This is a genomic window from Acinetobacter sp. YH12140, from assembly GCF_013418475.1.
Lineage (GTDB): Bacteria > Pseudomonadota > Gammaproteobacteria > Pseudomonadales > Moraxellaceae > Acinetobacter > Acinetobacter amyesii.
Window position 1 is genome coordinate 112,822 of the sequence record NZ_VPBZ01000009.1, and the last position, 21,629, is coordinate 134,450.

General features: G+C 40.9%; 23 protein-coding genes and 4 pseudogenes. 16 read left to right on the forward strand and 11 right to left on the reverse strand.

Going from position 1 to position 21,629, the window contains the following annotated elements; translation table 11 throughout:
- Positions 1 to 13 precede the first annotated feature (13 nt).
- From FTU75_RS14260 to FTU75_RS14280, 5 genes and pseudogenes are all read right to left on the reverse strand, one after another.
- Entirely contained in the window at positions 14 to 682 is a 669-nt protein-coding gene (locus FTU75_RS14260; protein ID WP_180102730.1) for a 3-oxoacid CoA-transferase subunit A, read from the reverse strand.
- Between the two features lie 139 nt (positions 683 to 821).
- Positions 822 to 1,742, reverse strand: coding sequence for a catechol 1,2-dioxygenase (gene catA / locus FTU75_RS14265; RefSeq protein WP_180109969.1), 921 nt, complete (start codon positions 1,740 to 1,742; stop codon positions 822 to 824).
- Positions 1,743 to 1,867: 125 nt separating this feature from the next.
- The gene (gene catC / locus FTU75_RS14270; RefSeq protein WP_180079175.1) at positions 1,868 to 2,158 is read right to left on the reverse strand and encodes a muconolactone Delta-isomerase; all 291 of its coding nucleotides are present in this window, start codon (positions 2,156 to 2,158) and stop codon (positions 1,868 to 1,870) included.
- A 30-nt stretch (positions 2,159 to 2,188) separates the two neighbouring features.
- Positions 2,189 to 3,298, reverse strand: coding sequence for a muconate/chloromuconate family cycloisomerase (locus FTU75_RS14275; protein ID WP_180037009.1), 1,110 nt, complete (start codon positions 3,296 to 3,298; stop codon positions 2,189 to 2,191).
- A 260-nt stretch (positions 3,299 to 3,558) separates the two neighbouring features.
- A pseudogene (locus FTU75_RS14280) lies at positions 3,559 to 3,654 on the reverse strand (IS5/IS1182 family transposase); the annotation flags it as partial.
- A gap of 41 nt (positions 3,655 to 3,695) precedes the next feature.
- Between FTU75_RS14280 and FTU75_RS14285 the strand changes: the two are divergent.
- Together FTU75_RS14285 and FTU75_RS14290 are read left to right on the forward strand one after the other, a co-directional pair.
- Positions 3,696 to 3,860, forward strand: coding sequence for a hypothetical protein (locus FTU75_RS14285; protein WP_180109970.1), 165 nt, complete (start codon positions 3,696 to 3,698; stop codon positions 3,858 to 3,860).
- The gene (locus FTU75_RS14290; protein ID WP_218948106.1) at positions 3,857 to 4,162 is read left to right on the forward strand and encodes a hypothetical protein; all 306 of its coding nucleotides are present in this window, start codon (positions 3,857 to 3,859) and stop codon (positions 4,160 to 4,162) included. Before FTU75_RS14285 ends, FTU75_RS14290 begins: the two co-directional genes overlap by 4 nt.
- A gap of 77 nt (positions 4,163 to 4,239) precedes the next feature.
- Here FTU75_RS14290 and FTU75_RS14295 read toward each other — a convergent pair.
- Positions 4,240 to 5,171: pseudogene (locus FTU75_RS14295) on the reverse strand (IS5 family transposase).
- A gap of 468 nt (positions 5,172 to 5,639) precedes the next feature.
- Here FTU75_RS14295 and FTU75_RS14300 point away from each other — a divergent pair.
- The 10 genes from FTU75_RS14300 to FTU75_RS14345 all read left to right on the forward strand — a co-directional run bounded on the left by FTU75_RS14300 (position 5,640) and on the right by FTU75_RS14345 (position 13,995).
- Positions 5,640 to 6,524: a transporter gene (locus tag FTU75_RS14300; protein WP_180109971.1), complete on the forward strand. Its 885-nt coding sequence runs from the start codon at positions 5,640 to 5,642 to the stop codon at positions 6,522 to 6,524.
- Between the two features lie 45 nt (positions 6,525 to 6,569).
- The gene (locus tag FTU75_RS14305) at positions 6,570 to 7,904 is read left to right on the forward strand and encodes an acetamidase/formamidase family protein (protein WP_180109972.1); all 1,335 of its coding nucleotides are present in this window, start codon (positions 6,570 to 6,572) and stop codon (positions 7,902 to 7,904) included.
- A gap of 109 nt (positions 7,905 to 8,013) precedes the next feature.
- Complete coding sequence (locus tag FTU75_RS14310) at positions 8,014 to 9,216, forward strand: aromatic ring-hydroxylating dioxygenase subunit alpha (protein WP_180095325.1); 1,203 nt, start codon at positions 8,014 to 8,016, stop codon at positions 9,214 to 9,216.
- Positions 9,217 to 9,227: 11 nt separating this feature from the next.
- Positions 9,228 to 9,581 (forward strand): hypothetical protein, encoded by a 354-nt coding sequence (locus FTU75_RS14315; protein ID WP_180095328.1) that lies wholly within the window; start codon positions 9,228 to 9,230, stop codon positions 9,579 to 9,581.
- 11 nt (positions 9,582 to 9,592) lie between these two features.
- Positions 9,593 to 10,084, forward strand: coding sequence for a nuclear transport factor 2 family protein (locus FTU75_RS14320; RefSeq protein WP_180109973.1), 492 nt, complete (start codon positions 9,593 to 9,595; stop codon positions 10,082 to 10,084).
- Between the two features lie 34 nt (positions 10,085 to 10,118).
- On the forward strand, positions 10,119 to 11,390 hold the full coding sequence (locus FTU75_RS14325; RefSeq protein WP_180109974.1) for a styrene monooxygenase/indole monooxygenase family protein: 1,272 nt from the start codon (positions 10,119 to 10,121) through the stop codon (positions 11,388 to 11,390).
- A complete protein-coding gene (locus tag FTU75_RS14330) occupies positions 11,362 to 11,901 on the forward strand; it encodes a flavin reductase family protein (RefSeq protein ID WP_249748891.1) in 540 nt (179 codons plus the stop codon). The genes FTU75_RS14325 and FTU75_RS14330 overlap by 29 nt, the downstream gene beginning before the upstream one ends.
- On the forward strand, positions 11,898 to 12,668 hold the full coding sequence (locus FTU75_RS14335) for an SDR family oxidoreductase (RefSeq protein WP_180109975.1): 771 nt from the start codon (positions 11,898 to 11,900) through the stop codon (positions 12,666 to 12,668). Before FTU75_RS14330 ends, FTU75_RS14335 begins: the two co-directional genes overlap by 4 nt.
- Positions 12,665 to 12,997: a non-heme iron oxygenase ferredoxin subunit gene (locus FTU75_RS14340; RefSeq protein ID WP_180109976.1), complete on the forward strand. Its 333-nt coding sequence runs from the start codon at positions 12,665 to 12,667 to the stop codon at positions 12,995 to 12,997. The genes FTU75_RS14335 and FTU75_RS14340 overlap by 4 nt, the downstream gene beginning before the upstream one ends.
- A 5-nt stretch (positions 12,998 to 13,002) precedes the next feature.
- Positions 13,003 to 13,995 carry a 2Fe-2S iron-sulfur cluster binding domain-containing protein gene (locus FTU75_RS14345; RefSeq protein WP_180109977.1) on the forward strand — a complete coding sequence of 331 codons (993 nt, stop codon included), beginning with the start codon at positions 13,003 to 13,005 and terminating at the stop codon, positions 13,993 to 13,995.
- A 34-nt stretch (positions 13,996 to 14,029) separates the two neighbouring features.
- On the opposite strand, the gene FTU75_RS14350 is transcribed toward FTU75_RS14345, so the two are convergent.
- On the reverse strand, positions 14,030 to 14,677 hold the full coding sequence (locus tag FTU75_RS14350) for a response regulator transcription factor (protein ID WP_180079184.1): 648 nt from the start codon (positions 14,675 to 14,677) through the stop codon (positions 14,030 to 14,032).
- Positions 14,668 to 16,149, reverse strand: coding sequence for a PAS domain S-box protein (locus FTU75_RS14355; protein WP_180109978.1), 1,482 nt, complete (start codon positions 16,147 to 16,149; stop codon positions 14,668 to 14,670). The genes FTU75_RS14350 and FTU75_RS14355 overlap by 10 nt, the downstream gene beginning before the upstream one ends.
- Positions 16,150 to 16,455: 306 nt before the next feature.
- Between FTU75_RS14355 and FTU75_RS14360 the strand changes: the two are divergent.
- Together FTU75_RS14360 and FTU75_RS14365 are read left to right on the forward strand one after the other, a co-directional pair.
- Positions 16,456 to 17,135, forward strand: a pseudogene (locus tag FTU75_RS14360) (ISNCY family transposase); the annotation flags it as partial.
- A gap of 118 nt (positions 17,136 to 17,253) precedes the next feature.
- Positions 17,254 to 17,625 (forward strand): hypothetical protein, encoded by a 372-nt coding sequence (locus FTU75_RS14365; protein WP_227591936.1) that lies wholly within the window; start codon positions 17,254 to 17,256, stop codon positions 17,623 to 17,625.
- A gap of 89 nt (positions 17,626 to 17,714) precedes the next feature.
- On the opposite strand, the gene FTU75_RS14370 is transcribed toward FTU75_RS14365, so the two are convergent.
- Together FTU75_RS14370 and FTU75_RS14375 are read right to left on the reverse strand one after the other, a co-directional pair.
- Entirely contained in the window at positions 17,715 to 19,022 is a 1,308-nt protein-coding gene (locus FTU75_RS14370) for an ISNCY family transposase (RefSeq protein ID WP_227591942.1), read from the reverse strand.
- A gap of 162 nt (positions 19,023 to 19,184) precedes the next feature.
- Positions 19,185 to 19,511 carry a hypothetical protein gene (locus tag FTU75_RS14375; protein ID WP_180022336.1) on the reverse strand — a complete coding sequence of 109 codons (327 nt, stop codon included), beginning with the start codon at positions 19,509 to 19,511 and terminating at the stop codon, positions 19,185 to 19,187.
- 120 nt (positions 19,512 to 19,631) lie between these two features.
- On the opposite strand from FTU75_RS14375, the pseudogene FTU75_RS14380 reads away from it, so the two are divergent.
- Together FTU75_RS14380 and FTU75_RS14385 are read left to right on the forward strand one after the other, a co-directional pair.
- Positions 19,632 to 20,790 (forward strand): annotated as a pseudogene (locus FTU75_RS14380) (IS3 family transposase).
- A 98-nt stretch (positions 20,791 to 20,888) separates the two neighbouring features.
- Entirely contained in the window at positions 20,889 to 21,056 is a 168-nt protein-coding gene (locus FTU75_RS14385; protein WP_180110269.1) for a hypothetical protein, read from the forward strand.
- A gap of 10 nt (positions 21,057 to 21,066) precedes the next feature.
- On the opposite strand, the gene FTU75_RS14390 is transcribed toward FTU75_RS14385, so the two are convergent.
- The gene (locus tag FTU75_RS14390) at positions 21,067 to 21,498 is read right to left on the reverse strand and encodes a hypothetical protein (protein WP_180110270.1); all 432 of its coding nucleotides are present in this window, start codon (positions 21,496 to 21,498) and stop codon (positions 21,067 to 21,069) included.
- Positions 21,499 to 21,629 lie beyond the last annotated feature (131 nt).

Sequence of the window (21,629 nt, forward strand, 5' to 3'; positions counted from 1 at the left end):
TCCTAATCCGTGATTATTGTGCAGGCTGTACTTGTACAACGTGTTGAACAAAAATACCCGGGGTAATGATGTGTTCAGGATCGAGTGTACCGAGTTCAACCACTTCAGATACTTGAGCAATGGTCACATCTGCCGCCATCGCCATGATTGGGCCGAAGTTACGGGCAGATTTTCGATAAACAAGATTGCCCCAACGGTCGCCTTTAGAAGCCTTGATCAGTGCAAAGTCTGCCTTGATTGGATTTTCCAGCACATAGTCCTTACCTTCATAGTTTATGGTCGGTTTACCTTCAGCCAGCAAAGTGCCAAAACCGGTTGGTGTGTAGATTGGACCTAGGCCCATGCCAGCAGCCTGGATACGACAGGCCAGGTTACCTTGTGGTACTAGTTCCAGTTCGATCTTGCCGGCACGGTATAACTCGTCAAAGACCCAGGAGTCTGACTGACGAGGGAAAGAACAGATAATTTTGCGTACTGCTTCAGCTTTAAGAAGCTTTGCAAGACCATAGTCCCCGTTACCGGCGTTATTATTGACAATGACGAGATCTTTAATGCCCAGCTCAATTAAGCCGTCGATGAGTTCAGCTGGTTGACCTGCTGTACCGAAACCCCCAATCATGATGGTTGAACCATCTTTAATTTGGGAAAGAGCTGCTCGTAATGATGCTGATTTATCAATCATAAAAATTACTCAAACAAATATAACTGTATATTTAAATCACTATTAATCATTATCTTATTAATAGTGATTAGTAATGATTTAATTGAATTAGAGTAGGGGGAAGAATGGATAGTGGAGACTACCCATTCTTGGAGAATGATTAAGCGCTTACGCGGCGACGCTCGATTTCTGTAGTCGGTGCTGATTCAGTTTCTTTCACAAGTTCAACGTTGAATTGGATAAACTTAAACGGTTTATCAACACCACGACGTGCGATTTCTGCTTCATCAGTAACATCAACAGCAGTAGCAACTAAGCCATCACGTGTAGCGAATGCAAAGTCGTCCCAAAGATATTCATCACCTTCAATATTAAATTGAGTTGTTAATTTTCGATATCCAGGTGCAGATACGAAATAATGAACATGAGAAGGGCGATTACCGTGTCGACCTAGTTTATTCAACACAAATTGGGTGGTCCCTTCTGGAGGGCAACCATAACCGACTGGCATAGTCGTTTGAGCGACATATTTACCATCTTGATCAGTAAAAATTGTACGACGGAGATTAAACTCTGATTGAGACTTATCAAAGAAGGAATAATTCCCTAAGCTGTTGGCATGCCATACTTCAACTTTGGCACCTTCAATAATATTTCCCTCAGCATCCGTTACGGTACCTTCAATAAATAAGGTGTCGACTGTATCTAGTTCTGATCCATCGTCCATACGTGCGAAGCCTACAGATTCAGGTGCCCCAGCAACGTATAGAGGACCTTCAATTGTACGTGGTGTACCCCCAGTAATACCGGCTTTTGCATCAGCTTCATCCGCACGAAGGTCTAAGAAATGTTCTAAGCCTAGACCTGCAGCAAGAAGTCCAAGTTCATTGGCTTGGCCAGCATCTGTAAAATATTCAAGACCTTTCCAAACTTCTGATTGAGATAAGTCTAGATCTTCAATTGCTTTAAATAGATCTGAAACCAAACGAACAACAACTTGCTGTACACGTGCATCTACAGATCCAGTTGCAGTGTCTACGTTCATTTTTTTAACTAAAGCATCGATTTCTTGATGGTTCATGCTACTTACTCCTTAAGTATTTTTTGTTAATTAGGACAATTCTTACTTTTGAAAAAATCTTGTCCTAGTCCTTCTTGCTAACTGTTTTTCGTGTTTATAAATTGATCTCAAAATTTTGAAATAAATTAAGTATCATCATCTCGAATTGAAGATGGATGACGATTTAATGCCATGACTTCAATCTTCATAAACGGATAAAGTGGCAAACCTTGTAAAAGGTTATGTAGCTCTTCATTAGTTTCGACATCAAAAATACTGATATTCGAGTACTGACCTGTAACTCGCCAAATATGACGCCATTTGCCTTGGCGTTGCAGCTCTTGTGAGTATACTTTTTCATTAGCTTTAATTTCGTTGACTTGTGCTTCAGGCAAGTCACGAGGAATATTTACATCCATTCGTACATGAAACAGCATATTTCACTCCTTAATCCGTTACAGTGTCGCTTATTTGCGGCGAAGGTTATCGATTTTGTCTTCATCCATTTCAATGCCGAGTCCTGTGCCTTGAGGCAGGTGTAATGCAAAGTCATGGTATTGCAATGGTGTTTTCAGAATTTCTTCAGTGAGCAGTAATGGGCCAAACAGTTCGGTACCAAATGCCAGATTTTCAAAGGTCGAGAACAGGTGAGCAGAAGCAATCGTTCCTACAGAACCTTCTAGCATGGTGCCGCCATACAGGTCGATCCCTGCAAGGTTAGCCACAGTGGCTACATCACGGCCTTCAAGCAAACCACCCGATTGCGCCACTTTGACTGCAAATACCGATGCTGCATTGGTACGTGCCAGTTTATAAGCACTACTTGGCCCCATCAGTGATTCATCGGCCATGATGGCAATATCAAAGCGACGAGTCAGACGTTCCATGGCATCAATATTGTCAATAGCACATGGCTGTTCGATCAGATCGACACCACCGTCTTGCAGCAGGGTAATGCCTTTAATAGCATCCAGTTCTGACCAGGCACGGTTCACATCAACACGAATAGAGACTTCATCGCCGAGAGCTTTTTTGATCGCTAGTACATGTTCAACATCGGCTTCAACCGCACGAGAACCAATTTTTAGCTTGAAGAAGTTATGGCGTTTCGCTGCCAGCATTTTCTGTGCTTCTGCGATATCTTTTTCTGTATCCCCAGAGGCCAGTACCCAAAGCACTGGAACGCTATCACGTAAACGGCCACCGAGTAGTTCAGATAAAGACAAACCTAGACGCTGTGCCTGAATATCTAGCAGGGCTGTCTGAATAGCACATTTTGCAAAACGGTTGCCATTGATGTTCTTTTTTAGAACTTGCATGGTTTGTGCAATATTCTGTTTATTCAGCGACTTCAGTAGTGGGCTAAAATATGTATCAATATTGGTTTTGATACTTTCTGGGCTTTCTTCACCATAGCCTAAGCCACCGATTGTGGTTGCTTCCCCCCAGCCAATCAACCCGTCCTGAGTTTCAATTTTGATCAGCACCAATGTTTGGGTCTGCATTGTGGCTACTGCCATTTTGTGAGGGCGTATGGTTGGGATATCGATAAGCAACGTTTCTATTGATCTGAACATATCGCTATATAATCCATTATTCGATATCACATACCATATTTGAATTTATTTTGCGAAAATAGGCTATAAATAGTATTTTAATATACTTAAAAAGTATTTAATGGGGCGGTTCAATGGAACTGAAAACTTTAAAATATTTTGTAGCGGCTTTGTTGCATAAATATGTAAGCATCTGATTTAAATAAATTTAATTTTGGATCAAAAAATAATCAAAACCTTTAAAATCATATAGTTATGAAATCTTTGTGCAACAAAGCCGTGTCAAACCAAATTGAAATATTTCCTCGATTTATTAATGCTCGATTATAAGAAGACCAATTGGTGGTACGATAAATTTTAGGCGCAGGCTTGTTCATTTGGAAATTATATTGTGGAATAAGCCCTTAACGATAGGTTTGTGCAACAAAGCCTATATGAGTTAAAAGTCGAATGTGGGCGTGCTAAGCAGAACAAATATAATAAAAAAAATTTATTAATCGATGGTAAATGGGTTGCAGAAGATGAATGGTTAATTCCAGGTTACATTCGACCAAGTGAAATAGTAGGAAAGAAAAAAGTATGATTAAGGTGATAAAGACTAAAGATCTTAGTCTAGAGGATATCCCAGATTCCTATCATTGGGATAGCTTTGTTAAACTTGCATTAAGCTTTGATTCATCATTAGAAAAAAAAGATTGGATTCAAAGTGATTACATAGATAGGACAAGACTACCTATATTATCTGATTCTATTATAGGTTTAAGAGAGTATCTATATAGTCTGCAACGAATAAACAATCAATATATTCGAGATGAAAATGAATTAAAAGAGAGAGTAGAGTATGTATACAAAATTTTAAGAAAAAAAATTAGAAAGCTAAGATGAATAAAGAATAATTGTATTAATCATCGGCTTTGTTGCATAAAGATTTTAAAGATAGAGCTTTCATAAGTTGTTCAAATTTAAGTGACAACTTGGGTATGAGGCCGGCCGAGCTCCGCAAACTTATTTAAGATGGCCACACGTGCATGAATCTCGTTGACTTGGCTGTCAAAATTTCGAGCACTGAGTTTATCGCTTAATAATTTGATGCAGTGCATCTTGGTTTCAACCAGACTTCGCTGATGGTAGCCCGACCATTTTTTCATAGTGTCCTGCCTAAACGTTTAACAGTGCGAAGTACTTCATTTCGCTCTAGCGAATGAACTTTTTTATCTTTCCAAGGCTTGGCATTTTTTCTTGGTGGTATCACTGCATGTGCTTGCCGATCTGCAATGACCTGTCGACATTGCTTGGTGTCATAAGCTCCGTCTGTATAGGCTGAATCAATCTGCTCTTCCACCGAGATTTGATCCAGTAAATCACCAAGTACTTGCGAATCACTCACGTTATTGGTTGTAAGCTGAACAGCTCGTATTTGTAGGGTTTTAGCATCTATACCAATATGTAATTTACGCCATTGGCGACGATATTCGGGCTGATGCTTTTTACGTTTCCATTCACCTTCACCTAAAAACTTTAATCCCGTGGAATCGAGAAGTAGATGGAGCCTATCATTACTTTTTTGATAGCTAATTTAAATATCAATATGTTTTTGTCTTCTGCACAGTGTGGAGTAATCTGGCGCTATCCAATCTAATCCACAAAGCTTAATCAGACTTTGGACAAAGCCAGTAACCATACGTAAAGACAGACGAAATAAGGATTTAATTATTAAGCAGCATTGGATGGCTGCGTCGGAGTAGGTTTGATTTCGCCCTTGTTTGCCTTTTGATGGAGCATACCATTGCGTAGCAGGATCAAACCAAATGGCAATATTTCCGCGACTCATGAGTGCTCGGTTATATGCGGGCCAATTGGTTGTGCGGTAGATTTTGTGTGTAGGTTTCTTCATTTGAAAATTATATCGCTGAAAAAGCCTTTACAGATAGGTTTGTGCAACAAAGCCCTTTTGAGTAGTTCATGCAACAAGGATAACCGAATACAGCTTATAGATCGGTACGAAATATAATCACCGAGTTGGTTGTTTTTGATTTATGCAAGATGTCTATTAAAAACTTTATAGGAGTTTTTTTGTTATATCAGGACATTTTATTGGGAGAAATAATTTCCAAAAAATCAGGTGTGGTTCAGTTAGTCATTGCTGATCATAGGTATATCTACCTATACAAATAAGTATTCTTATAGATTCTGTCAGTTTTTTTCTTATCACATTACACGATTTTGACTATTACTCCTTAGCTTTTGCCTGATAAAAGCACAGATTCATCCTTATATTTCCCTGCCATGTTTCAGGTCTAGATTAAGTCATGAGCTTAAAGTCCGATAAACAAAGACTTTAGAAATTAGGGGAATGCTGTAAATGGTAAGAAAATATCTGAAAACAGTGGCATTGACCACATGTCTTTTCAGTAGTGCAAGTTTAGCGCTTGCCGCTGAAAATGGCGGAAGTGCTTATCCTGATGGAACAGAGAGTTTTTTTGGTGGAGCAATGCCACCACCTGGGATGTATCTCGTCAGTTATAACCAATACTACAACGCAGATAAATTTAAAAATGATCATCCAGTATTTGATGATTTTAAAATTGATACTTTTGCCACAGTTGCTCGTGGTGTCTATGTCAGTGACAAAACATTTTTAGGCGCGACATGGGGCATGCATGCATTCCTTGTATATGCCCATGCAGATCTTACATTAGGTGGTCGTCAAGATGATCACATGGCAATGGGTGATCTCATTATCGATCCATTCTTATTGGGTTGGCATAAAGGAGATTGGCATGTAGCGACAGGTATCGACTTTTATATTCCAGTTGGCTCTTACAACAAAAATAGACTCGCGAATATTGGACGTAACTATTACACCATTCAACCAATTATCTCAACCACATACTTAAATAAACAAGGTATCGAAGTCAGTACAAAGTGGATGTACGACATCAATTTCGAGAATAAGGATACCAACTATGAATCGGGCAACGCTTTGCATGTCGATTACTTAGTCGCTAAACACATGGGACCTTTGGCGGTTGGTGTTGGTGGTTATATCCACCGTCAGATTGAAGGTGACTCAGGTGAAGGTGCTGTTTTAGGTGACTTTAAAGCTAAAGCAGCCAGCATAGGTCCGCAAGTTCGCTATCAATTCCCTAAAGGGTATGCAATCGCAGCGAAATATCAAAAAGAATTTGATGTTGAAAACCGACCAGAAGGTCAGAAGTTCGCAATTGATATCACCATCCCATTTTAAAACATTGTTACCTAAACATTAGAGCAAGCATATAGAGGTAAGGCCATGAAAATTAAGAATCAAGAATATGCAGCAGGCAGTGCTGGAGCTGTCGATTATTTAGTGGTGAATGAGTTTTCAGGCGGTATTGTGGGACCAAGCCAACGTATGCTGGGACCTTTAAAAAATGGTGGAACGTTAAAAACAGGCACACCGCCTGGCTGTTGGGGTCCAATGATTACACCTGCATTCCAAGGTGGTCATGAAGTGACACTCCCTGTCTTTATTGAAGGTGCAGAGGTAGGTGATGCTGTTGCTTTAAAGATTAAGGATATGCATGTCACTTCTACAGCAACCTCATCGGGTGTGATGCAATTTGTTGAAGGGCGTTATAAAGGAGATCCATTTGTCGCGAAATATTGTGAGGCATGTGGTACTGAACAGCCTGCAAGTTATGTAGATGGGATTGGCGACGATGCGATTCACTGTAAAAACTGTGGGGCAGAAGTCAGTGCTTTTCGCTTTTCACATGGTTATGTGATTGTGTTGGATGAAGAAAACAAAGTGAGCTTGACGGTCAACCAAGAGATTGCCAACAAGTTAGCTGGTAATGCCAATGAGCTTTCTGCATTACCTGAACATGCAGCGCAACATTCAATCTTGTCGCTTGCACGTGCTGACATGCCAGGGGTTGCTGCGCATATGCGTCCATTCCTCGGCAATATTGGTACGACACCTTCACGTGACTTACCAGACTCTCACAACTGCCATGACTTTGGTCAGTATTTGATTGATGCACCGCATAAATTCGGAATGACTGAAGAAGAACTTATCGCAGCCAAAACAGACGGTCACATGGATACCAATTCGATTCGTCCAGGCTGTATTTTGATTTGTCCTGTGAAAGTACCAGGTGCAGGTGTCTACATGGGGGATATGCATGCGCAACAAGGCAATGGTGAAATTGCAGGACATGCCACGGACGTTTCAGGCGAAACAGAATTACAAGTAGAAGTGATTAAAGGCTTAACAATTGACGGCCCAATTTTACTTCAAGCACCAGATGACTTACCACCAATGGCACGTCCATTTACCAAGGAAGAGCGTGAAAAAGTGAAAGCTTTAGGTGCGCGTTGGGGACAAACTGAGATTGAGGAAAGTGCTCCAATCACATTTATGGGAACAGGTAAGAACCTCAATGATGCAACGGACAATGCTTTAAATCGAGCGGCAAAAGTCACAGGTTTAAGTGTGGATGAGGTCATGAACCGTTGCACCATTACAGGCTCTATCGAAATCAGCCGTTTACCAGGAATGGTACGTGCAACCTTCTTATGCCCAATGCCAATTTTAGAAAAACTGGGGATCGCAAACTTAGTTCGCGAACATTACCAACTTTAATTCATCACGTGAATGGTGGTTGATTAGCGTGTTTCAAACGCTGTTCACAAATAAGCATGAAATTTACTGAACTTAAAACTTAGAAAGAGAACTTGAACAGGAGTGTCCTATGAACAGTAATGCAAAACTTCGTTGGGGCGATTTATATCCAGAACTTGGTATTGAGCCGATTCCAACCGAACCATGTATTTCACCAGAGATCTATCAAGAGGAAATTGAAAAGGTTTTCTCAAAAGTCTGGTTGAAAGTGGGGCGTGTAGAAGAAATACCAAATAAAGGTGACTACAAAGTTAAACGCTTAGATTTTGCTAAAACCTCAGTCATTTTAATGCATGGCAAAGATGGTGAAATCCGTGGATTTCATAACATTTGTTCACACCGTGGCAATAAAGTTGTGGTGGAGACTGGCAATGAAACCTTTGGTTCAAATAAAGCTGCAGTCGTGACTTGCCGTTTCCATGGCTGGGTTTACGATGCTAAAGGGGATTTGGTCAGCGTGCCGGAAGAAGAAAAATTCACATCTTGCTTTGACAAAGGTCATAACGGTTTAGCACCAGTACGCACCGAAGTGTGGGAAGGTTTTATTTTCGTCAATTTGGATAATGATGGCACTCAATCGGTAGAAGAATTCTTAGGTGGTATGGGACAGCATTTAGGCGGTTATCCATTCCATGAAATGGAAGAATGCTTTGCCTATAACACCTTATTAAATTGTAACTGGAAAGTCGCTCATGACGCATTTGCTGAAGCCTATCACGTTACAACCATTCATGCTGGCTCTTTCCCGAATGTCTTTGCTTCAGGCCTACAGGAAGTACAGTTGTTTGGTGATCACCGTACCTGTGCAGTGTGTCTGACCAAGAATGCCAATCCAAAACCTGCTGCAGCATTGTCGGGCGAGATTACAGGTGCCTCTTTAGTCAATCACTATGAACGTGTTCAGTTACCAAAAACAGTCAATCCAAATGATCGTGATGACTTCTCGTTTGAATTATCTGTCATTTTCCCGAATATCTTGGTGCATGTGACTGAAGGTGTATGGTTCACCCATCAGTTCTGGCCGGTCGGTCATAACCAAACACGTTGGGAAGGTCGTTATTACATTCCTAAAGCGAAAACTTATTCGGAGCGTTGGGCACAAGAATTTGCACAAATCTTACAACGTAACGCTTGGTTAGAAGACACTGCAACAATGGAAGATACTCAAGCAGCTCTTGAATCTAAAGCGAAAAAAGTGATGCATCTCCAAGATGAAGAAATCTTGATTCGTCACGGTTACCACGTTCTTGAACAATATTTAAATCGCGCATAAGGAGAATGCACATGTCAAACATCATTTCACAATTGCCTGCTGACTTTGCAAGCTTAGAACCTTTTGTCGCGAAATGGGCTCTAGGGACATCGAAACAACGTCATGCAGCACGCTTAAATTCGACTACAGCCGAACTGCAAGCTTTTTACGATGCTATTTTGCCTGAAATGCGCAAGCTCCTTGCAGCACTTGACCAATACGCTTTAGGCACATTGCCTGAAGATCTCCATAAATTGTATTGGTTAAGCCTGAGTTTCGCTGAAGTTGCTCCACATATTGAGCTTTATAAAGGTTCAGTGGGTGTGCCGTATGCATTTGAAGAAAACCGTTTCATTTATGAAACAGGCAACGTAGTTAACGTTTAAAGGAATGTCTGATGAGCCAGCACAATCTAGAACAGCGTTTGCATTATCTGGAGGCCTGCGAGGCGATTCGTGGCCTGATCGGTCGCTATGCAACAGCGGCTGATCAGCGCAACAATTCAGCCATTTTACAGCATGTATTTCATGAGGATGCCATATGGTGTGCAAATGGTTTTGGAGAATATCAAGGACGCCAAAATATCTTGAATGCATTGTCAGAGATTGCAGAAGCACAAGTGCTTTGGAGCTTACATATCATGGCGATGCCAGATATTGAAGTCATTGATCAAAATCATGCAAACGCGTCATGGATGCTTTGGGAAGTCTGTAATTTAGCCGAGGAATCAACAAAAGCAGCAACAGATCAAGTTAAATCTGCAACGACCTGTTGCTTAGGTGGATTTTATAAAACGGAAGTACGTCGGAATCAATGGGGTGAATGGAAATTTGATCGTGTCGAACTGAATCTGACCTTCAATCAACCTTATCCGAACACAGCAATATAGGCACTGTATCAGTACGGCCTAAGGGGAATTCAAGATGAGAAAAATCGCAATTATCGGTGGTGGACAAGCAGGCTTATTACTCGCGTTCTCGCTACTCGAAAATAAATATGATGTCACTTTATATGTAGATCGCCCTGCGGATGAATTGTTACACGGTCGTATGGTCAGTACCACGATGTTCTTCGCCAATACATTAGAGTTTGAACGCAAACTTGGTTTGAATTTCTGGGATGGTAAAGCCCATCATGGTCAAGCATTGCATGTCGATTTTCGTGCACCAAACGGCGATATCATGTTACCTGTGACAGGTTTTTTACATAATAATGACGGTATTGCCATGGACCAACGAACCAAATATCACCGTTGGTTAGAGGAATATCCGCGCCGTGGTGGCAAGCTCATCATTCAAAATGTCAGTCCAGAAGATTTGGAAGTAATCACTGTTGAAAATGATCTGACGATTTTGGCAGCAGGTAAGGGCAATATCACCAGTTTATTCAAACGCAACGAATCACGCTCAGTACATCACACTCCTCCTCGCAAATTGGCTGCAGCACTCGTCGTAGGTGATGATTTATGCGGTCCAAACAGTTGGCAAGGTCAACCATCTCAGACTTTGCATTTTAATTTTGTTGCAGGTGCAGGCGAATACTTCAGTATGCCGTTCTATAGTCACACGCATGGTCCATGTCGTAGTTTCTTATTTGAATGTGTACCGAATGGTCCAATGGATATCTTCGATGATGTGACATCTGGCGAAGAAATGGTCCAACGCATGAAAGAAGCGGTTGCCAAAGTAACACCAGATCAAAGCTTCCGTATGGTCGATAATATGGAATTAAGTGATCCAAACGCATGGCTCAAAGGTGCATTCCGCCCTGAAGTTCGAGATCCTGTTGCAACCTTAGATAACGGTGCAAAAATTTGGGGGATTGGAGACACTGTCATTGTAAATGATCCAATCGCAGGACAAGGCGCAAACAATGCAACCCGTATGGTGGAGCATTATTTAGCTGCGATTTTAGCACGAGGTGATGAAGACTTTAGTGCAGATTGGATGACAGAAGTATTCGAGCAATTCTGGGAAAAGTCAGGTCGCTATACGACTGAATTCACGAATCTATTGTTAAATCCACCAAGTGAGAGCTTATTACAAGTATTAGCTGCAGCCTCGCAGAACCAAGCGATTGCGGATGACTTTATGGGGCATTTCAACAACCCGTGCGGTTTCTGGCCAGCCGTAGATGGTGCAGAAGGGGCTAAAGAATATCTGTCACGTGAGGAGTTTCAACATGCAGCTGCCTGAAGTTTTGTGGCAGGACGTTGACCTAGCTGAAGCGAAAGCGCTTCGGCAGGCCTTCGGCGGTTTTGCCACTGGTGTCGCGATTGTCACTTGTCTAGATGAACAGCAACAACCTGTTGGTCTTACGATTAATTCTTTTAGCTCGGTATCTCTTGATCCTGCGCTGGTGCTCTGGAGTCTAGTCAATCATTCACCAAGCCGTACAGTTTTTGAAAATTCAGAATACTTTGCCATCAATATTCTGGGAGCCGATCAGCAAGAAATCGGACTCAATTTTGCTAAGCCAATTCCAGACAAATTCCAGCATGGGAGCTGGAATCTTGAAACTACTAAAGCACCGCTACTGGAAGGTTGCGTAGTGCAGTTTATCTGCCGCCGGGAACAGCAGATTGAAGCAGGCGATCACCAGATTTTCTTGGGGAAAATTGAACAGTGCCGACATAGCAATCAACGCCCATTACTGTTCTGCAAAGGGCAATTTACCGAATGGCCACAATACAAGGAGGTTTCATGACCAATCTGAATAATAAAGTGGTTCTGGTCACTGGGGGCGCAACTCACATTGGCCAGGCAGTAGTCAAAGAATTAAAAAGTTTGGGGGCGGACGTCATTATTGCTGACATTAACGAAACTCAAGGCAGGCAGGTGGCAGCTGAAACCCAAAGTCGTTATGAATATCTAGATCTCGCTAATGATGAAAGTATTCAAGCTTTGGTTAGTAAGCTGAATAGATTAGATATTTTAGTGAATTTGGCCTGTCTGTATGAAGATCATGGCTCACAATCGACCCGTAGTGATTGGCAAAATACATTTAATGTGACCGTGTTTGGTCATGCAGCTTTGGTACAGGTATGTAGACCATTGCTGCAGGCCAGCAATGATGGGGCTGTCATTAATATTAGCAGTGTTAGCGCCCGCATTGCCCAAAAAGAGCGTTGGGTTTATCCAGCCTCTAAAGCAACCTTAGAACAACTGACCAAAAGCATGGCATTGGATTTGGCTGCTGATGGTATTCGTGTTCATGCTTTATCCCTCGGATGGACCTGGTCGGTGCCGATGCAGATGATTTCAGGTAATGACCGTCCTAAAACTGATCGAGTTGCAGGCCGTTTCCATGTGCTAGGCCGTATTGCCGATGCTGAAGAAGTGGCTGAAGCCTTAAGCCTATTATGTAGCCCGAAAGCGAAACTGCTGACCGGCAGTGTGATTCATGCTGATGGCGGTTATCACACTTTGGGGCCTGAAGCGACAGACTCACCGATTGAGGAGTTAAGCAAATGAATATCAAAATGGCCAATATTGCAGAAAAATTCCTTTGCGTGACTTCCGCTATCGAACAAGGTGAAGGTTTACAGGTGATTATTGATGGCTATCCACCATTGGCGGTGTTTCACCTAGAAGATGGCGAATTTTATGTCACTGATGATACCTGTACCCACGGTGATGCTTCATTGGCTGATGGTGAAATTGATGGCTGTGAAGTGGAATGTCCGTTTCATGCTGGTGCTTTTGATATTAAAACCGGTGAGCCTTGTGGAGCACCTTGTACCATCCCATTGAAAACCTATCAGTCTATCGTCCGCGAAGATCGGATTTATCTTGTGGAGTGATACCGATGTATAAAATCCAAATTGAAGGGCAAGGGGAATTTCATTGTGCAGCAGACGACGTGCTGCTGCGCGGCGGCCTTCGTCAAGGTCTTGGTTTACCTTACGAATGCAATGCTGGTGGCTGTGGGACTTGTAAAATAGAAGTGCTATCTGGTGAAGTAGATAATCTATGGGCTGAAGCACCTGGATTGAGCGATCGTGATAAACGTAAAGGTCGGTTACTGGCGTGTCAATGTCGTCCTAAATCTGATTGTGTTATTAAAGTCCGTTTGGATGAAAAATGCACGCCTAAAATTCTGCCAAAACAACAGGCCGTCAAGCTCAAATATGTACAGCCGATTACACACGATATTTTAGAAATCCATTTGCAGTCAGAGAAACCAGCGCAGTTTATTCCAGGTCAATATGCTTTGCTTTCAGTAAACCAGCAATTATTACGTGCTTATTCGATGTCGAATTTGCCGAATGATGAAGGCATGTGGGTATTCCAGATTCGCCGTGTAGTAGATGGCAAAATGACCAATCTGCTATTTGATGAGCAACAGCGACAAAGTGCCGTGATTCAGATCGATGGCCCATATGGTTTGGCACATTTACAAGAGCAGCCACGACCAATTGTTTGTGTCGCTGGTGGTTCAGGTCTAGCACCGATGTTGGCAATTGCCCGTGGAGTCGCAGTTAATCCACAACTACAAAATCATAAGGTATGGTTCTTTCATGGTGGACGTGAACAGCGTGATCTACTGACAGAAGATCAGTTAAGGGATTGGACTGAATTAGGTTCACGCTTGAATTATGTTCCAGCAACTTCATCTGAATTGATCGAAGGTATTCGATCAGGCTTTATTCATGAAATCATTCATGATGTTTTAGGTGAGCAACTGATCCAACATGAAATATACTGTGCTGGGCCACCGCCAATGGTAAAATCTATTGAACAAATGGCGTATCAGGCAGGTATTCCACTTCAACAAGTGCATTTCGACCGTTTCTTCTAAATCCTTTATTAATCTTCAAAAAACAGGCGATAGGTTAACCCATCGCCTGTATAGTTTTATCTCGACACATCAATACCATATTTACAATTTGGGCAATGGATTCTGTACCTAACTTCTGCCGAATATGCGTGCGGTGAATTTCTACTGTTTTATGGCTGATATTCAACATTTGTGCGATATGTTTACTCGAAAGTCCATCGACCAATAAATTGATAATCTCACTTTCTCTTGGTGATAAAGATTTCAATTTAATCATCTGTTCTTGACGTTTTTCTTCTTCAATAAAGTCTTGTTCAGCAAGTTGCAGACAGGCTTGGATTTGATTAAGCATATGCTGTGGATTAAAAGGTTTTTCTAAAAAATCAAATGCCCCAGCTTTCATCGCATTGACCGACATTGGAATGTCGCCGTGACCAGTCATGAAAATGATTGGCATACGGATTTTTTGTTGATTCAATTGTTGTTGTAGTTGCAAGCCACTCATCCCTCGCATACGAATATCAAGGATTAAACATGCAGGCGTTTGCGGGCGCTGAAAATTCAGGAATTCAGTAGCACTATTGAATGTTTTAGTTTCGAGTTGCACTGAATCAAGCAACCATGTGAGTGAATTACAAATGTCTTGATCATCATCTATTACATACACAATGGGCTCGGGAACATGAGAATTAGTTAAATACATTTTGCACGCTCCTGTGCTGCTAAAGAGATATTAAAAATGGCACCAGACTCACCTTCACAGACCCATAAGTAGCCATGATGATTTTCAATAATGCTGCGGGATAGCGTCAGACCAATACCCATACTGTCTTTTTTGCTAGAATAAAATGACTCGAATAATTGTTCAGGATTTTGACCCTGTAATCCTGGGCCGTTATCAGCAATTGCGATACGGGCATGTTGGTTGTGCTCCCAAGTACGGATAAAGATGTCGCGTTTTCCTTCTGGGTTACGTTGTAAAGCATCTACAGCATTAAAGACCAAATTAATAATGACCTGACTAAATAAAGTTTCGTCGGCAGAAATATAAATAGGTGAAACGCTTAATTCATAATGTATGACACAGCCAATTTGATCTGCTTTTAAGCCTATCAGTGGATGTAGATCCTGAATCAGCTTATTTAGAGAGTGAACTTGAAAATTGGCTTCGCCCTTACGTAAAAAGCTACGCATACTGTGAATGATTTTATTGACCCGCTGGGTCTGATCTAATGCTGCATTCATAGCGTCGAGTGTTTCAGTGGTATTTGCCAAACCTTTCTGAATCCGAATAATGCTACCACCAACATAGTTGTTTAAAGCTGCAAGTGGCTGATTCAATTCATGTGCTAAAGCAGTTGCAAGTTCTCCCATGGTTTTGCAGCGTGACATATGACCCAGCTGTTTTTCCCTTGCTCGAGCCATTTTTTCTGCTTCGATTCGTTCGGTAATATCTCGATAATTGACGAGAATGCCCTGAATTTCAGGATGATCAAGCAGGTTGCGATAGGTGGCTTCATGATGTCGCCATTTGCCATTATGATGCATGATTTTATAGTGAATCACACCAGCAGCTTGGTGAGAGGATTTTCTAAAAAGTAACTGGCGTACATTCATGCGGTCATCAGGATGAATCACATTCAAGATATTTTTGTTGAGTACAAAACGGTCGTGGTAACCGAGAATACGTTGTAGAGAAGGGCTGGCATAGAGCAACTTACCTTGCAAGTCGAGGATAGCAATACCATCTCCCGAGTGTTCCAGAAGCATCTTGAAATATTGATCTCTAGATTGTAGAGCATACTGATATTTTTTGATTTCGCTAATATTACGGACAAGTGCTAATAGCTTAGGTTGATGCTCAATCTCAACTGTTTTTAAACAGACTTCGACCGGAATTTTTCGTTGATCTTGGGCTTGGATAATCCACTCAAACGTAATCGCTTCGTGGCTAGCAGCCTGCTGAACCTTTTTTAAGGCATGAAAAAAATCAAAACCATGGCTATGTGCGCTGATTTTTTCTACACTCATTTTCGTTAATTCGGATTTACTGTAACCGGTGAGGTTTTCAGCTGCTTCATTTACGTCCATAAATTCGACACTGCCGATATCATGCACAAAAATAGCATCACCCGCTTTATCAAAAATGGTTTGATAATAATTTAAGCTGGTCATTATGTTCCTTACCTTGGATGGCGTCCGGCTATCTGGTAGAGGTATGTTTGATCTTCACTGATAAACACTTTTTATTATTGCATTTGATATTGCAGCAAAACGTGCTGTAGTGCAATTAGACTTTGAGTCTAATTACATACTTTAAACAATATACAAATGCTCATTTAAGTGTTTATCTCTATCCCTATTTATTAAGCAAGGTTAGTACCATATTCACGTTTTATTTTGACTAATAAAGGTAAATAATTTTTTATTATTCCTAAATATAAAGAAACTTTTAGATATAAGAAGGTATTCTCTTTTTAAAAAGACACCAAGATTACCCAGTTTGGACGTGTTCTGAGCAATTTCAATATCGATATCATTTTCGCTAACTCCCCTCAAGCCAAAGGCCGTGTAGAACGCGCCAATAGAACGCTTCAGGACCGTCTGATCAAAGAGATGCGTCTAGAAGGCATCAGTTCAATTGCAGATGCCAATAAGTGGCTGCCGTGCTTTATTGAGCAATTTAATCGTAAATTCGCCAAGATGGCCTTTAATCCCAAGGATCTGCACCGGACTATCACTGAAACAGCCGAAGAATTAGATGATATTTTTACCTGGCGTGAACTCCGCAGGGTTACGAACAGCTTGACGATTACTTATGATAAATGCGTATATATCTTGGAAAACAGCGAAGAAAATCAAAGATTGGTCGGCAAGTATCTTGAGTTCCTGGAATATCCGGATGGTGCTGTAGCCATTGAATATCAGGGAAGAAAATCAATTACAGCATCTTCGATAAATTAAGTCAGCTCAATCAACGAGAGATTGTTGAGAATAAACGTTTGGGTTCTGTGGTGGCACATATTCAACAACAGCATGAACAACTGGGACACCAAAACAAACGCAATCATTCTCAAACGATGCCACGAAGACAAGCACAGAAAACAGCGATTGAACAACGAAATCTGAATCCTGTGCTTGACTTGGAAATGTCCATATAGGACATTTCTACTTGGGAATAACAAAAAAAGCCTAGACACTGGTCTAGGCTTTAAACTTTAAAAATACATAAAAATCAGTGTAATAGATTCATTTCCAGAACTTCATATAACGTGTATCATGTTAGTTTTAGGGAAATTAAAAAGTAAAATGAACTTAAATCTAAATAATAAAAAATTTGTAAATGCTAAAAATACATCTAATGGGGAAGTATCTCACGAGACTATATTTAATTATTATCAAGTAGGTGAGCGTATAGAAGCTACCTATTCTGGTGGCAGTATTACCAATGGACATTTACTAGGTTTGATGACTTCTGAAAAAACTTTCACTATGGCGTACCACCACATCAATGAGATGAATGAATTACGTATAGGGGAGTGTAATACTGAGATTCAGATCCAAGCTAATGGGAAAATTAAGTTAATTGAAAACTGGCAATGGCGTAATGGAGACTGCTCTACAGGCGAATCAATACTTGTTGAAGTGTAAGATAGAGATACATAAAGCCCTGATTGTAGTTCAGGTGTTATTCCCCAATTAAAATGTCTATGCGATAAACCATTTAAAATGTCCTGTTTTTAACTACAAGAGTCAAGCACAGGATTTAAATTTCTTTGTTCAATAACAACTTTCTGAGCTTTACGACTCGGCATACTTTTCTTGAGACGGGAACGTTTATTCTGTTTCTCCAATTCCTCATGTTGCTGCTGGATATGGGCCAGGACCGAACCTAATCTTTTATTCTCAACCACATCATTCTGCTGTAGTCCAGCCAGTTTATTGAAGACGCTATAGTTGATCTTCCGTCCTTCATGCATGATTGCCACAGTACCATCCGGGTACTCCAGAAATGAAATGTATTGCCCAACAAGCTTATGATTCAGCTCTGTCGGTTCAAGCATATAAATACACTTGTCATAGGTCAGGGTCAGATTCTTGGTGACCTTACGCGGTTCCTGCCAGGTAAAAATATCATCCAGTTCAAGATCAGATTCGGTTAATGGCCGATGCAGGTTCTTTGAGTTTCGCGCACATTTGGTGAACTTCTGATTGAACTGCTCAATAAAGCAGGGTAACCATATATTGGCCTCTGCAATCGAACCGATGCCTTCCAGGCGCATCTCTTTGATCAGACGATCCTGAAGGGTTCTGTTGGCACGTTCCACACGACCTTTGGCTTGGGGTGAGTTGGCAAAGATAATATCGATGTTCAAATTATTCAGAATCCGCCCAAATTGCGTAATCTGGCTGTCTTGCCTGGATTTCTGATTAACTCTGAATACCGAATGCTTGTCACTATAAAAGGCTAGAGGTTTGTCGTATTGTTCAATGTAGGCTCGGGTTGAAAGCATGTAGTCAAAGGTCGTTTCAGCCTCACAAAAGCGCAGATGCAACAGCTTTCCAGTGGCATCATCGATATAAACCAACAAGCAGCATTTTGCAGCTCGACCTTCAAACCAGTCATGATATGAGCCATCAATTTGGATCAGTTCACCGAAGCAATCCCGGTTATAACGTGGCTGATATGGACGCTTCAGGCGCTTGGATCGCGGAATCCACAGGTCATTGGCCGTCATCCAGCGCCGAAGCGTTTCTACCGGGATATTCAGGTCAAATATGCTGCTGAGCTTCTCATGCGCCAAGGTGGGTCCAAAGCCCAGCAAATGTTCAGCAATAATGGAAAGGCACTTTGATTTTAACAAGTCATCATGGCGACGATGGCCAGGTTGACCACGACTGGCATGTGCCATACCTGAGACACCATCTTGATTGAGCTTCTGCAATAACCGGGTAATTTGACGGGTGGAAAGATTTAGGATTTCAGCAGCACGGACCTGGGTAATACGATGATCTCGAACGTCTTGCAGAACTGCAAGCCGTTGAATTTATTTGTCAGACATAGTGATCAGCATCTATATTTATATCCAGTCCATGGTGATAAAAACCATCATAAACTAGACATTTTTATTGGTGAGAATATAGACACTTTAAATGGGTTCTAACATTAAAATTTCGTATAATCGCCATTATGTTAAATGGAGAGAAAATTAGTCTAAAATTCTTATATATTCTTTTTGTACCCCAGTTAAGATACTCACAAGTTGTTTCTTTAAATTATCAGCATCTTCTTTATAATCAGTATTCCAATCATTCCATTCAGTTGGTCTGTTAGCTAAATCCCAATCGCATAAAGCTAACCCATTTATTACTTCCATATCGAAAATTAAAGTACCTAATTGCTCCTGCATTTCTATAGGGAAATTATCTTTAAAACCATCGTAAATATTTTCAACATTTTTCGTAAATTCAGCATAGTGGTAATGAGTTTCTGTGGGTCTCGAATAGTTCTGTACAAATTCTAAAAGTTCATTCATTTTATTTTCCCTTACCATCAATTTTCCCATGCGATACTGTAACAACATTGATCCTAGCCAAAATAATGGACAGTACTTCCCTCTAAAGATAACGTAACGTTAACTTTGGAGATACAAGAAATGGGCAAACGTTTTAGTCCTGAATTTAAACAGCAAGCAATTGATTATGCACTTTCAAACTCACACGAGTCAGTAGCTGCAATCTCCCAGAAATTAGGTGTGGGTTATTCAACATTAGATAAACGGATTCGTGAAACCAATCCGGCAGGTTCAAGCAAACGTCAACTTTCACCAGAACTACAGCGGATCCTAGAATTAGAGAAAGAAGTCAAACAGCTCAGGGAAGCCAATGACATCTTAAAAAAAGCGCATGTGTACTTTCTGACAGATCATGCCAAGAAAAGTACACGGTAATTCAAGATCTAGCTGTGAATGGAGTCACTGTATCTTCTGTCTGTAAATGCCTGGCGAAAACGCCAGGCCAATACAGCGCAAAAATATAATGATTTAAAAGCCGTATATTGGCGGCATCATGCACGATTGGGTGCACCTTCATTGGTACATGACATGCATGATTTGGGTTACAGCATGAGCGAACGAACCGTTGGAAGAATGCTTAAAAAGCTTGGTTTACGTAGCAGGATTGCACGTAAATACAAGCATACGACAGATTCAAAACATCGTTTGCCTACAGCATCAAATCTGTTGGAGCGTCAATTTACAGTCATTCAGCCTAACAAGGTTTGGACAACGGATATCACCTATATCCGTACCAAGCAAGGTTGGCTGTATTTATGTGTGATGCTGGATCTATTTAGCCGTCGTATTGTGGGTTGGCAAACCAGCCATCGAATAGACCGTCAATTGGTGTGTGATGCATTTAATTATGCAATGGCTCGTCAGGGGTATCCAACGGGTGTTATGGTACATTCACTTGCGAAGCAGTGCTTCTCAGGCTCACAGTACTGTAGTCGTGATTTTAGGGCGCTATTATTAACGAATAACTGTATTCAAAGTATGTCTAGAGGAGGCCTTGCGCAGTATACTGCTCATGGGATAATGCAGTGACCGAAAGCTTCTTTCATACATTGAAAGGTCATGTAGTCCATGGCAGTGCGTTTGCCACTCGAAAAGAAGCGAATACTGTCTTGTTTGACTATATTGAGATTTATTACAGTCGGGTCAGAAGGCATTCCGCAAACGGCTGGTTAAGCCCAGAAGCCTTTGAACAGAAATATTTCAAGAATTTAGAGGGATTTTTGTCCACGATACTGTCTAGGATCAGGTGGACTTTCAGTACTCCAATATATTTTCGAAGCCGTTTTTGGTGGAGATTGGAAAAAGCCTGATGCTAGAGGAACCATTGAAGATATAGGAATGGATCAAGCAGGAAAGGCTTATGAGCATGCTAAAAATGATGCCCGTATGAAATATTTCAAAGTCCGTGACTCTGGAGATATTGATGGACGAATTGGAGATGCAGGGCAAGCTGCCATAGCAGGTCTTCAAATGACCTACAAAAACCGATTTGCGATGCTGCAATAATCTTCACTATCTAGGGTGATTTAGTAATTCTCTGAATAATGGTCTGAGTCGCCCTATCTGTCATAGAATGTAAGTTTTTAACTAATTGCACATATTGATCTTGTAAACAAGAAGCTGTTTCTTCATAAATTTTATTTTTGTCTTTAGGAATATCTACAAATGCGAAACTTGTATTCATAGCACAATATTCTTCAGATGCCTGAACATAGTTCCTCGCATATTCTCGCACCTCTTTTTCAAACTTACCTTTTCCAACTTGTTGAAAATAGTATTTTACTTCTTCATTTAAATATTTGTTTTTATAATTTTTTAATTCACAATGCTTAGTATGTTCTGTACTGCCTGATACACATTCATATACTCTAGAATCAACATTCTTGGCTTGAGTACAACTAGTTAAAATAAAGAAAGATAAGATGGAAAATAGTAATGTTTTAAACATGATATAAAATTCTTTGGTTCTTATAGAGACCATTATCTAATAATTTAAAACAAAATCCATATTCATTTGTTTAACTGTAAAACCACTCTAATCGATATGCATCAGGATATGCTTTGTTGCACAAAGATTTC